The following is a 12,258-nucleotide window of genomic DNA, read 5'->3' as shown; positions in this document are numbered from 1 at the left end:
GCAAGATGGCTTCGCGGCAAGGGAGTTGGGCCGACAGGCCTGTCGCAGAAGTCCATTCGCCTGGCCTGTGAGGCACCCCACAGGGATTCACCCCCATGGACGTCGATCAGGCGTGGCACACTGGCCCTGTACCAGAAGCAGCGCACTCCGGGGTCGGTGAAATTCCGAACCGGCGGTTACAGTCCGCGACCCGGTCGCTTCCAGCGGCCGGTTGACCAGGTGAAATTCCTGGACCGACGGTTAAAGTCCGGATGGGAGGCAGTGCGCGGCGGGCGGGCATTCGTGCGCGCCGCCGTATGTTGCGACACGTCCTGTCGGACGTGTCCCTGTCGGCGACGTTCCCGGTGTTCTCGTCCGCTCATTCTGTCGTCATCGACAGGCCCCGGAGTCCGTGCCCCATGAGGCAGGAGGACCCGGGAAGTGTTCACCGGAATCGTCGAAGAGCTGGGTGAGGTCACCGCCGTCGAGATCCTCGACGACGCCTCCCGTTTTCGTCTGCGCGGCCCCGTCGTCACGCAGGGCGCGCAGCACGGCGACTCCATCGCCGTCAACGGCGTGTGTCTCACGGTGGTCGAGCACGAGGGCGACGAGTTCACCGCCGACGTCATGGCGGAGACCCTGAACCGCTCCAGCCTCGGTGCCCTGGCCGTCGGCTCCCGCGTCAACCTGGAACGCCCCATGGCCGTGGGCGAGCGCCTCGGCGGACACATCGTGCAGGGGCACGTCGACGGCACCGGCTCGATCATCGAGCGCAAGCCGTCCGACAACTGGGAGATCGTCAAGATCTCGCTCCCCGCGGACCTCTCCCGCTACGTGGTCGAGAAGGGTTCGATCACCGTGGACGGCATCAGCCTCACGGTCGTCGACGCGGGCCCCGACCACTTCACGGTCAGCCTCATCCCCACCACCCTCGACCTGACCACGCTCGGCCACAAGCAGCCCGGCGACCCGGTCAACCTCGAGGTCGACGTGATCGCCAAGTACGTCGAGCGACTGCTCGGCGGGCGCGGCGACCAGTCGGCCGGCCTGCCCGGCACCGAGGGAGCCACCCGGTGAACTGGCTCAACTCCGAGGCCTTCGTCCTGTTCGACCAGCACATCAAGTGGTCGGACATGGCGGGCAACGTGATCGGTCTGATCGCCCTCGCCCTCGGCTGGCGGCGCTCCATATGGAGCTGGCCCGCCCAGTTCGTCTCGGGCGTCATCCTCTTCGCGGCCTTCGCGACCGCCCACTACTCCGGCAGCGCGGGCAAGCAGGTCGTCGTCATGGTCGTCGCCGTGTACGGCTGGTGGCAGTGGAACCGCGGCAAGGGCCAGGACGGCTCCGTCGCGGTCCGCTTCGCCACCTGGCGCGAGCGCGCGGCGATGGCCGGTGCCGCCGCCGTCGGCACGGTCGCCGTCGCCGGCCTGTTCCTCGCCTACCCGTCCCTGTCCTGGGACCCCTGGCCGGACGCGTACATCTTCGTCGGCACGATCGTGGCGATGTACGCCCAGGCGCGCGGCATGGTCGAGTTCTGGTTCGCCTGGCTGCTCGTCGACGTCGTGGGCGTACCGCTGAACTTCGCCAACGGCTTCGCCTTCTCCGGATTCGTCTACGTCCTGTACGGCGCGCTCGTCCTGTGGGGCATGCGCGACTGGTGGCTGCGCTCCCGAAAGGCCGGGCAGCCCGTCATGGAAGGAGCCCCGGCATGACAACCGCGCCGGTTCGGTACAGCATCGGGCACGACCAGGATGCCTCCGACTTCGCTCTCGACCCGATCGAGCAGGCCATCGCCGACATCGCGGCCGGCCGCCCCGTCGTGGTCGTCGACGACGAGGACCGGGAGAACGAGGGTGACCTCGTCATCGCCGCCGAGAAGGCGACCCCCGAGATCGTCGCCTTCATGATGAGCGAGTGCCGCGGGCTGATCTGCGCGCCCATGGAGGGCGACGAACTCGACCGGCTCCGGCTCCCGCAGATGGTCGACGACAACACCGAGTCGATGAAGACCGCGTTCACGGTGTCCGTGGACGCCTCCGCCGCCCACGGTGTGACCACCGGCATCTCGGCGTCCGACCGGGCCACCACGCTTCAGCTCCTCGCCGACGGGACCGCCCAGGCCGACGACTTCGTCCGCCCCGGGCACATCTTCCCGCTGCGCGCCAGGCCCGGCGGTGTCCTGGTCCGCAACGGCCACACCGAGGCCGCCGTCGACCTGGCCCGCCTCGCCGGACTGCGCCCCGCCGGCGCGATCGTCGAGATCGCCGGCGAGGACGGCCGGATGCTCCGGCTGCCCGAGCTGATCCCGTTCGCCCGCAAGCACGGCCTGACGATCATCTCCATCGAGGACCTGATCGCCTACCGGCGCTCCCTCAAGCTCTCGGCCCCGCCCGAGCAGGGGGGACCGGCGGCCGAGCCCACCGTGCGCCGCGAGGCCGAGGTGCACCTGCCCACCGCCTTCGGCGAGTTCACCGCCTACGGCTACCGCTCCACCGTCGACGGCGTCGAGCACGTCGCCCTCGTCCACGGCACCGTCGGCGACGGCGAGGACGTGCTCGTCCGCGTCCACTCCGAGTGCCTCACCGGTGACGTCTTCCACTCGCAGCGCTGCGACTGCGGCCCCCAGCTCCAGACGTCCATGCAGCGCATCCAGGCCGAGGGCCGCGGCATCGTGGTCTACCTGCGCGGTCACGAGGGACGCGGCATCGGGCTGCTCTCCAAACTGCGCGCGTACGAACTCCAGGAACGCGGCCGGGACACCCTCGACGCCAACCTGGAGCTGGGCCTGCCCGCCGACGCCCGGGACTACGGCGCGAGCGCCCAGATCCTGGAGGATCTCGGCGTGCGGAGCCTGCGCCTGATGACCAACAACCCCGACAAGACCGACGCGCTCGTCCGGCACGGCCTCCAGGTCACCGGACGCGAGCCGATGCACGTCCAGGCGGGCGAGCACAACCTCCGCTACCTGCGCACCAAGCGGGACCGGATGGGACACGATCTGCCCTGGCTCGACACGACCACCGTGTCGGCCTGCAGCAACCAGTAACACGGCAACACCATCTGACAAGCAGCACCAACGGCAACACAGCACAGCGGCACTGAGGAGAGACGTGAGCGGCAAGGGTGCACCCGAACTGTCCGTACGCAACTGCGGCGACCTGCGCGTCGCGGTCATCGCGGCACAGTGGCACGAGAAGGTGATGGACGGCCTCGTCGACGGTGCGCTGCGCGCCCTGCACGAGCTGGGGATCGACGAGCCGACCCTGCTGCGGGTCCCCGGCAGCTTCGAGCTCCCGGTCGTCGCCAAGGTCCTCGCCGGACGCGGCTACGACGCGATCGTCGCGCTCGGAGTCGTCATCCGCGGCGGGACCCCCCACTTCGACTACGTGTGCCAGGGGGTCACCCAGGGCCTCACCCAGGTCTCCATCGACACCGGCGTCCCCGTCGGCTTCGGCGTGCTGACCTGTGACACCGAGGAACAGGCCCTGGACCGCGCGGGCATCGAGGGCTCGAACGAGGACAAGGGCCACGAGGCGGTGACCGCCGCCGTGGCGACGGCGGCCACGCTCCGCTCAGTATCCGAACCCTGGCGCTGAGGTACGGCCACAAGCGCGTAGGGTGGGCAGCACCATGTCCAAGAAGACGTTCGAGGAGCTCTTCACCGAGCTCCAGCACAAGGCCGCCAACGGCGACCCCGCCACTTCGCGTACCGCCGAGCTGGTCGGCAAGGGTGTCCACGCCATCGGCAAGAAGGTCGTCGAAGAGGCCGCAGAGGTCTGGATGGCCGCCGAGTACGAGGGCAAGGACGCCGCCGCCGAGGAGATCTCGCAGCTGCTCTACCACGTCCAGGTGATGATGGTCGCGCGCGGGATCTCCCTCGACGACGTGTACGCCCACCTCTGAGCCGCTCCAGCAATCCGCACACCACACGCACGAACGAAGGAAGCCGACCTCATGCTGCGCATCGCCGTCCCCAACAAGGGTTCCCTGTCAGGCCCTGCGGCGGAGATGCTGCATGAGGCCGGCTACCAGCAGCGCCGGGAGTCCAAGGAGCTGCGGATCGTCGACCCGGAGAACGAGGTCGAGTTCTTCTACCTCCGCCCCCGCGACATCGCGATCTACGTCTCCTCCGGCCGACTCGACATCGGCATCACCGGCCGGGACCTGCTCATCGACTCGGGCGCCAACGCGGAGGAGATCCTCCCGCTCGGCTTCGCCCGCTCCACCTTCCGCTTCGCCACCAAGCCCGGTACCGCGAACGGCGTAGCCGACCTCTCCGGCATGACGGTCGCCACCTCCTACGAGGGCATCGTCGCCAAGCACCTCGCCGACCACGGCATCGACGCCTCCGTCGTCCACCTCGACGGGGCTGTCGAGACCGCCATCGAGCTGGGCGTCGCCGAGGTCATCGCGGACGTCGTCGAGACCGGCACCTCGCTGCGCAACGCGGGCCTGGAGGTCTTCGGCGACCCGATCATGAAGTCCGAGGCCGTCGTCATCCGCCGCGTCGGCGCCGACACCTCGGAGGAGGCCGAGCCCAAGGTCCAGCAGTTCCTGCGCCGCCTCCAGGGCGTCCTGGTCGCGCGGACGTACGTGATGATGGACTACGACTGCCGCGCCGAGCACCTGGAGAAGGCCGTCGCGCTCACCCCCGGGCTGGAGTCGCCGACCATCTCGCCGCTGCACAACGAGGGCTGGGTGGCCGTCCGCGCCATGGTCCCCGCCAAGGAGGCCCAGCGGATCATGGACGACCTGTACGCCCTCGGCGCGCGGGCCATCCTGACCACGGCCATCCACGCCTGCCGGCTCTGACGGGACGCAGAACATGTCGGACAACTCCGCGCCTCCCGCGCTCCCCGTCACCTTCCGGCCGTCCCGCACCCGGGCCGTGCTGCTCATCGGCGGGGCCGCCATCTTCGTGGTCATCACGACGGTCGCACTGCTCCTCGAACAGCTCAGCCCGGGGGAGCGGACCAGCTTCGTCTTCACCGCGGCGCTGCTCTTCGGCGTACTCCTGCTGCTCGCCCGGCCCAAGGTCGTCGCCGACGAGACTGGTGTCACCGTGGTCAACATCGCCAGCAGAAGGCACCTGGAGTGGGCCGAGATCCTCCAGGTCAACCTGCGCCCGGGCGACCCCTGGGTGTTCCTCAACCTGAGCGACGGCACCAGCCTGCCCGCGCTCGGCATCCAGCCGGGCATCGCCAAGCAGCGCGCGATCGAGGACGCCCGAGCCCTGCGCGCCCTCGCCGAGGCCCGGGCCATCGGCGAGCCGCACGGACGACGTGACGAACATCAGGGCTGACTCTCGCCCTTCCACCCTGCCCCGAGGGCCCATGTCTTGATTAACCTGTTGGCGGAGGCGTTTTCGTTGCGCCTCCGCCTTCGATCTGCCACCCGGCGTTTCCAAGGCCCCCTGCTACCCGAGGAGTGACTCCCTCCAGCGATGGACGGATCGTCCTGTAGTACCTGCGCCGCCCCCTCCCGACATACCGAGGCGGCGGCATGACCATCCCCCTGCTGCTCCTGGGAGCGGCGTTCCTGCTGATCCTCGCCAACGGCTTCTTCGTCGCGGCGGAGTTCGGCCTCGTCACGGTCGAGCGCCCCGACGCCGAGAAGGCCGCGGCCGAAGGCGACCGACGGGCCGGTACCGTGGTCGACTCCCTCAAGGAGCTGTCCTTCCAGCTCTCCGGCACCCAGCTCGGCATCACCATCACCTCGCTCGTGGTCGGCATGCTCGCCGAACCGGCGCTCGCCGAACTGCTGCACGGCCCGTTCACCGCGATCGGCCTCCCCGAAGGCGCCGTGCCCGGTGTCGCCGTGGTCGTCGGCATGCTGCTCGCCTCGGCCGTGCAGATGGTGGTCGGTGAGCTGGTGCCCAAGAACTGGGCGGTGTCCAGGCCCCTCCAGGTCGCCCGCTTCGTCGCGGGCCCCCAGCACGTCTTCTCCCGGCTCTTCCGGCCGGTGATCGCCGCGCTCAACACCGTCGCCAACCGGCTGGTGCGCGCACTGGGCGTCGAACCCGCCGAGGAGCTGGCCTCCGCCCGCACCCCCGGCGAACTCGTCTCCCTGGCCCGGCACTCGGCACAGGCCGGCGCCCTGGAGCAGGACACGGCGGACCTGTTCGTGCGGACCATCTCGCTGGCCGACCTGACGGCCCAGCACGTCATGACGCCGCGCGTGAAGGTCAGCGCGCTCCAGTCGTCGGCGACCGCCGAGGACGTCGTCAACCTCACCCGCGCCACCGGCCTGTCCCGATTCCCCGTCTACCGGGAGCGGATCGACGAGATCGTCGGCATGGTGCATCTCAAGGACGCCCTGGCGATCCCCTCGCACGACCGGCTGCGCACCCCGGTGGGCAGGATCGCCCAGGCACCGCTGCTCGTCCCGGAGACGCTGCCCGTGCAGCCGCTGCTGGAACAGCTGCGCAGCGAACAGCCCATCGCCGTCGTCGTCGACGAGTACGGCGGTACGGCGGGCGTCGTCACCCTGGAGGACATCGTCGAGGAGCTCGTCGGCGAGGTCCACGACGAGCACGACGACGTCCTCAACGAACTCCCCGAGCTCGCCCCCGCCCCGCCCGAGGACGGGCGGCCCGCTTGGGACGCCGACGGCAGCTGCCGCGTCGACGTCCTGCAGCGCATAGGCCTCGACGTGCCCGAGGGGCCGTACGAGACGGTGGCCGGCCTGGTCGCCGATCTGCTCGGCCGGATCCCGGCCCCCGGCGACCGGGCCGAACTGCCGGGCTGGCGTCTGTCGGTGCGCCAGGTCGGGCACTACCGCGCCGAACGCGTCCGCCTGGTGCGGGCCGCGCCCGTCCCGGAGGCCGTCCGATGAGCGTGCTCCAACTTCTCTTCGCCGCCCTGCTGGTGCTCGCCAACGGCTTCTTCGTCGGTGCCGAGTTCGCCCTGGTCTCCGTGCGGCGCAGCCAGATCGAACCGCTCGGGACCGCACGGGCCCGACAGGTCCTGTACGGCCTCGAACGCCTTCCTCAGATGATGGCCGCCGCGCAGTTCGGCATCACCGTCTGCTCCCTGACGCTCGGCGCCGTCGCCGAACCGACCGTCGCGCACCTGCTGGAGCCGGTCTTCGAGGCGGCGCATCTGCCGGACGGGCTGATCCACCCGCTCGGCTACGTGATCGCGCTCGCCCTCGTCGTCTTCTTCCACCTCGTCATCGGCGAGATGGTGCCGAAGAACCTGGCGATGGCCGCGCCCGAGAAGACCGCGCTGTGGCTCAGCCCCGGTCTGGTGGCCTTCGCGCGGCTGTGCCGTCCGGTGACCGTCGCCCTGGGAGCCTGCGCGCGGGTGATCCTCAAGCTGTTCCGCGTCGAGCCCAAGGACGAGGTCGAGGCGGTCTTCACCAGCGAACAGCTCAACCGTCTCGTCGAGGACTCGGGCCAGGCCGGTCTCCTCGACCCCGAGGAGCAGGAACGCCTGGAGGACGCCCTTGAGCTGGGCTCCCGCCCGGTCACCGACGTCCTGCTGGACCGCGATCTGCTGATCACGGTGGATCCCTCGGTCACTCCCGGCCAGGTCGTCGCTCTCACCGCGCGCACCGGGTACTCGCGTTTCCCGGTGGTCGCCGAGAACGGCGCCTTCATGGGCTGCTACCTGCACGTGAAGGACGTCCTCGACCTGGAGGACTCCGACCGGGCGGTGCCGCAGCAGATGTGGCGCCCGATGACGACCCTGCGGGCCGAGCTTCCCCTGGACGACGCCCTCACGGTGATGCGCCGCGCCGCCACGCACCTCGCTCAGGTCGCCGACGCGTCCGGCAAGGTCCTGGGGCTCGTGGCGCTGGAGGACGTCCTGGAGCTGCTGGTCGGCGAGGTCCGCGACCCGGCGCACCGGGAAGCCCCGCCGCTGCGTGTCGCGGAGCCGCGCCCGAGCGAGGCTCCGGAGGAGGCGCTGGCCGGCTGAGCCGCCTTCGGCCCGCCGCTCGGCGGCGGGCCGGTGAGGGATCGTCGCGAGGTTCCCCGTGTCCCTGAGGGGGCCCGGGGATCCTCGCGTTCACGGACAGGCCCGCAGGTGCCGCCCCGAAGCGAGGTGCCGGTCACAGCGCCGACGGATCCTGGGGCCCCCGGCCGGAGAGGACCTCCCCGTACGCCTGCATCAGGTCGGGCAGCCGCAGGGTGGACAGGTCGTCGCGCGACGGGGTCCTCGGGTAGCCCGAGAGCCGCAGGTCCCGGTACGCGCAGCTCTTCTCGTACAGCGTGCGCAGGAAGCGGCCGTTGCCGAGCTCGTCGATCCAGCCCTGGTCGACGACGTGACCGCTGATGGAGCGGAGCTCGTCGAGTGCCTCGTCGTCCCAGACGTCGCCGTTCTCGGCGGCCAGCACCTCGCCGATGGAGGTGAGTTCGAGGGGGCGGTAGGAGGGGAAGTCCACGCGGGTCGTGAACCGGGAGGAGAGACCGGGGTTGGCGGCCAGCAGGCGGTCCATGCCCTCCGGGTAGCCGGCGAGGATGACGACCAGGTGGTCGCGGTTGTCCTCGGCCCGCTTCAGCAGGACCTGCAGGGCCTCGTCGCCGTACGCGTCGCCCTTGCCGTAGCCGGAGTTGGACAGCGAGTACGCCTCGTCCACGAAGAGGACACCGCCGATCGCGGAGTCGATCAGCTCGTTGGCCTTCACGGCGGTCTGCCCCAGGTACTCGCCGACCAGGTCGGCGCGCTGGGCCTCCACCAGATGGTCGCCGCCGAGGAGGCCGAGCGCGTAGAAGACCCGGCCGAGGATGCGGGCCACGGTGGTCTTGCCGGTGCCGGACGGGCCGGAGAAGACGAAGTGCCGCTTGGGCGGCTGCACCGGCAGGCCCTGACCGGCCCGCAGCCGCGCCATGTTCAGCTGCGCGGACAGCGCCTTGACCTGGCGTTTCACGGGCTCCAGGCCCACCATGCGCTCCAGCTCGGCGAGTGCCTCCTCGAGTAACGCGGGGTCCGTCGGGCCCGTGGGCAGCGGCTGCACCGGCAGCACGGCCTTCTCCCGCACCGAGTCGGCCTCGGGCGGCAGCCCGCCCGGTGGCGCGAGTCCGGGCTCCGAGATCTTCAGGTCCCGCCCCTCGACGCCGAACAGCGGGTCCACGCCGTCCGGGCCCTCCATGACGTCCTGTCCCATGCCGGCCAGGCTGATCGCCGCGAGGTCGGCGGCGGCGTCGTCGTACCCGTCGCCCTCGGCGATGGCCGCCAGCCGGGCCGAGGTGTCCATGAAGGAGGGGTCGACCCGGTGCACCGCCCGGTACAGCGGCAGCGCCGCGGCGGAGCGTCCGGTGCCCTCGTGGGCCCGGGCCAGCCAGTACCGCAGCTCCTTGCGCTGCGGCTGCTCGCTGCGGCAGCGCATCAGCGCGGAGGACAGCAGCGGCTCAGCCTGCCCGTACATCTCCAGACGCACCCGCGCCATACCGCCGAAGAGCCCGGCCTCTATGCCGAGCATCGGATCGTCGATCAGCGGGTCGGTGTGCCGGACCAGCTGCTCCCAGTCCTTGACCAGATAGGCGCGACAGGCGTGCAGGAACCGCACCTGATGATCGGCGTCCACGGGCGGCAGGCCGGCCAACGCCCGGTCCAGTTCGGGGACATGGCGTCCGTCGAGCCAGTGCGAGGCGTGCGCCAGCAGCAGGTCGCGCGGGCTCTCCAGCACCGGCTGGACCCACCAGCCGAGCCAGTACCAGGAATTGAGCGTGCGCCGGTGGCGGGCGCGCTGCTCGCCGAAGCGGTCGCGGTGGCGGAACATCCGCAGCAGCGCGGTCGTCGTGTCCACGCGCAGCGCGTGCAGGCCGAGCCAGCCGTCCGCCATGCCCGGGTCGATCCGGACCGCGGTACGGAATTCCTCCTCCGCCTGCGGATAGGCGCCCATCGTGTAGGCGTCCACGCCTCGCAGCCAGGCGAGGTCGGCCGGGGCCTCGGGGCCCTGCGTGCCGAAGTCCATCGCGTCCCCCCACAAACCGTGCCCCCGATGATCGGGGAGTGCCTCGTGGCCCGGCACCCCCTCGCCGCCGGGCCGGTGCCCGTCGGCAGCTTGGTCGAACTGCTGTGCCGCGGACGGGAGTTGCACCGGTGCGCAGAGCAGCCGTCCGAAGGTCGCACCGAGGGCATCGTACCTGCGGCACAGGGGCGGGCCGAAGGGTGCCGCACACCCCGTTCCACGAGGTGGGAGCAGATGGGGCGCACTGTGCTCGGTCACCGAGGGTGAACGAATCGCGGCGCGCGGCGTCCGAAAAAGGGCGTCTGGGCAGAACGAAGCCCCCGATCACGGGGGAACAACCGGGGGCTTCGCGAATGCGGGCGGCTCCCAAAGGCCGCACATTCAGAACGTAAGTCCTGTACGGCCCCCCGGTCAAGCCGAGTTGGAGCACTCACGGAAGTTCGTTCGCAAGGGTCTTCACAAGTTCAGCACATTGCGGATGGTCCGTCACCGTGAGTGATGGAGGTGTCCGGTCCGGGGGCCCCAACAGGCCCCTTCAGCACCTCGTATCCCTCAGGACACTGCCGCACCAGGAGGTCGGCGAAGGGGCGCGAAGGGTCCTCGGCGAAGTGCCGGCGCTCGGCGCGGACCCATCCGTCCCAGAACGCGCTCTGCGCCTCGCCGTCCCGTCGCTGCCCTCGCGTCCAGGCCTCCTCGTGCGGCAACTCCATCCACAGCAGTCGCGCGAGGAACGGCCGCAACGCCCGGCGGCCCGCGCCGACACCCTCCAGCAGGATCACCGGCGCGGCCGGCAGTTCGCGGGACGCCCCGAAGCTCCGGGCCGTCCAGTCGTAGGGGGCGTACCGGGCGGGCTCCCCGCGGTGCAGCGGCTCGACCACCTGGCGCAGCAGCCGTCCGGTCCAGGCGAAGAGCTCCTCGTGCGTGGCGACGTCGTCCAGGTGCAGCACGGGGGCGCCGTCCAGTGCCGCCGCCAACTGCCCGGCGAATGTGGTCTTTCCGGAGCCCGCGTGCCCGTCGATGCCGACGAGGCGGACGGGGCCGCAGGACGGCGGCAGCCGGAGCAGCTGTGCGGCGAGGTCGTGAATGGTGCTTCCCGGGGGACGTGGGGTCGGCAAGGGCGTGGACGGCTGTGCGGGGGAGGGGTCGGGCATATTCCTGGGGAACATTCTATCGACTGCTGTTCGTGGCGGATGTGCGGCCGCACAATAGTGCCGCATTGAACTACCTTTTGAACAATCCCCAGTGTCTGCTTTCGCTTCCTCCATAAGATGTCGACACGGCGGAACCAGGTATTTCGGAAACCCCGTTCCGGCTCCCCTTGATGCTGAGTAGGGTGCCTGTTGCGCAACTGCGAAGTGTCGTACGGGGACGGACAGGGGAAGATGGCCGCGGGGTTATTCGAGGGGCAGTATGTGTGGCATCCGGCGGCCGACGACCGCACACTCGCGAGTGTCTGTGTGGATGTCCGCGCCGGTCGCTATCTGAGTGCCCGTGAGGCCCTGGAGGAGACCCGCGCCGACTTCGGACTGCGCGCCCACCGTTCCCTGGTGGTGGCCTCCGAGGCCGCCGATTCCGACCTCGCCGAACGCTGGCTGGCCGAAGAGCCGTCCCCCGAGGCGGCGCTGCTGTGGGCACGCGTGGCCGTGCTGCGGGCGCTGCGCGCGGCCGACATCAAGGACGGCCGCGCCGAGGCCCTGGAACGGATCGCGCTGACCGCCTGCGAGCGGGCCGCCGCCATGATCCCCGCCGATCCCACGCCCTGGGCCGCCAAACTGTCCATGGCCCGGCTGCACGACCTGCGCGAACCCGCCCCGCAGGGGCTGCTCACCGCGCCACCCGGCCCCTGGCGGCTGTTCTCGCACATCCTCCGCCTCGACCCCTGGCACCGCGAGGGCCACCATCGGTTCCTGGCCTTCTTCTTCACCCGCCACGGCGGTTCGGTCAACGCCGCCTGGGACGTGGCCGCCTTCCTGAGCCAGCGTGCCCCCGCCTCCTCGCCGCTGCGACTCCTTCCGCTGGTGGCCCTGGTGGAGAGCTACAACCCCTCGCAGCTCCTGGTCGACCGGACCTGGGAGCAGCCCCAGTGGCGTTCCACCGCGCTCGCGATCTACCAGAACTGGCTCCCCGAGGTGCCGGGCTACCGGTTCACCCCGGTGCTCGACCTGTCCTACCTGGCGCACGCCCTGTTCATGTCCCAGCGCGAGTTCGAGGCGCGCGCGGTCTTCACCGCCATGGGGCCGTACGCCTGCCGCATGCCATGGAGCGTGTTCGGCGAGCCCGAGGAGCAACTCTCCCGTGCCCGCCGGACGTGCGGCATGCCGGTGCCGGGAGCCACCTGACGGACCGGCTGCCGGCCCCCACAGT

General features: G+C 70.7%; 12 protein-coding genes and 1 riboswitch. Of the genes, 10 read left to right on the top strand and 2 right to left on the bottom strand.

The features are described 5' to 3' along the window. The first annotated feature begins 138 nt into the window (after positions 1-138). Positions 139-269: riboswitch (FMN riboswitch) on the top strand. A 151-nt stretch (positions 270-420) separates the two neighbouring features. The 9 genes from ABEB03_RS39390 (at position 421) to ABEB03_RS39350 (ending at position 7,898) form a co-directional block, all read left to right on the top strand. Beyond that, the gene (locus tag ABEB03_RS39390; protein ID WP_345657783.1) at positions 421-1,056 is read left to right on the top strand and encodes a riboflavin synthase; all 636 of its coding nucleotides are present in this window, start codon (positions 421-423) and stop codon (positions 1,054-1,056) included. Then, positions 1,053-1,691 carry a nicotinamide mononucleotide transporter family protein gene (locus tag ABEB03_RS39385; RefSeq protein WP_345657782.1) on the top strand — a complete coding sequence of 213 codons (639 nt, stop codon included), beginning with the start codon at positions 1,053-1,055 and terminating at the stop codon, positions 1,689-1,691. The genes ABEB03_RS39390 and ABEB03_RS39385 overlap by 4 nt, the downstream gene beginning before the upstream one ends. Continuing rightward, complete coding sequence (locus ABEB03_RS39380; protein ID WP_345657781.1) at positions 1,688-3,025, top strand: bifunctional 3,4-dihydroxy-2-butanone-4-phosphate synthase/GTP cyclohydrolase II; 1,338 nt, start codon at positions 1,688-1,690, stop codon at positions 3,023-3,025. Before ABEB03_RS39385 ends, ABEB03_RS39380 begins: the two co-directional genes overlap by 4 nt. 64 nt (positions 3,026-3,089) lie before the next feature. Beyond that, the gene (gene ribH / locus ABEB03_RS39375) at positions 3,090-3,575 is read left to right on the top strand and encodes a 6,7-dimethyl-8-ribityllumazine synthase (RefSeq protein ID WP_095932990.1); all 486 of its coding nucleotides are present in this window, start codon (positions 3,090-3,092) and stop codon (positions 3,573-3,575) included. Between the two features lie 34 nt (positions 3,576-3,609). Next, complete coding sequence (locus ABEB03_RS39370) at positions 3,610-3,882, top strand: phosphoribosyl-ATP diphosphatase (protein WP_028803646.1); 273 nt, start codon at positions 3,610-3,612, stop codon at positions 3,880-3,882. A 51-nt stretch (positions 3,883-3,933) separates the two neighbouring features. Next, positions 3,934-4,791 (top strand): ATP phosphoribosyltransferase, encoded by an 858-nt coding sequence (gene hisG / locus ABEB03_RS39365; RefSeq protein ID WP_345657780.1) that lies wholly within the window; start codon positions 3,934-3,936, stop codon positions 4,789-4,791. Positions 4,792-4,804: 13 nt separating this feature from the next. Beyond that, entirely contained in the window at positions 4,805-5,281 is a 477-nt protein-coding gene (locus tag ABEB03_RS39360; RefSeq protein ID WP_345657778.1) for a PH domain-containing protein, read from the top strand. 200 nt (positions 5,282-5,481) lie between these two features. Next, entirely contained in the window at positions 5,482-6,813 is a 1,332-nt protein-coding gene (locus ABEB03_RS39355) for a hemolysin family protein (RefSeq protein WP_345657777.1), read from the top strand. Continuing rightward, a complete protein-coding gene (locus ABEB03_RS39350; RefSeq protein ID WP_345657776.1) occupies positions 6,810-7,898 on the top strand; it encodes a hemolysin family protein in 1,089 nt (362 codons plus the stop codon). The genes ABEB03_RS39355 and ABEB03_RS39350 overlap by 4 nt, the downstream gene beginning before the upstream one ends. Positions 7,899-8,031: 133 nt before the next feature. Here ABEB03_RS39350 and ABEB03_RS39345 read toward each other — a convergent pair whose 3' ends face one another. Together ABEB03_RS39345 and ABEB03_RS39340 are read right to left on the bottom strand one after the other, a co-directional pair. Beyond that, the gene (locus tag ABEB03_RS39345) at positions 8,032-9,897 is read right to left on the bottom strand and encodes an AAA family ATPase (protein WP_345657775.1); all 1,866 of its coding nucleotides are present in this window, start codon (positions 9,895-9,897) and stop codon (positions 8,032-8,034) included. A 461-nt stretch (positions 9,898-10,358) separates the two neighbouring features. After that, a complete protein-coding gene (locus tag ABEB03_RS39340; RefSeq protein WP_345657774.1) occupies positions 10,359-11,045 on the bottom strand; it encodes a uridine kinase family protein in 687 nt (228 codons plus the stop codon). 231 nt (positions 11,046-11,276) lie between these two features. Between ABEB03_RS39340 and ABEB03_RS39335 the strand changes: the two genes are divergently transcribed. Further along, a complete protein-coding gene (locus ABEB03_RS39335; protein ID WP_345657773.1) occupies positions 11,277-12,233 on the top strand; it encodes a hypothetical protein in 957 nt (318 codons plus the stop codon). Positions 12,234-12,258: the final 25 nt, after the last annotated feature.

Source organism: Streptomyces siamensis (assembly GCF_039543605.1).
Classification (GTDB): domain Bacteria; phylum Actinomycetota; class Actinomycetes; order Streptomycetales; family Streptomycetaceae; genus Streptomyces; species Streptomyces siamensis.
Note: the sequence above shows the minus strand (reverse complement) of the source record. Positions and strands in the feature narration are given on the sequence as shown.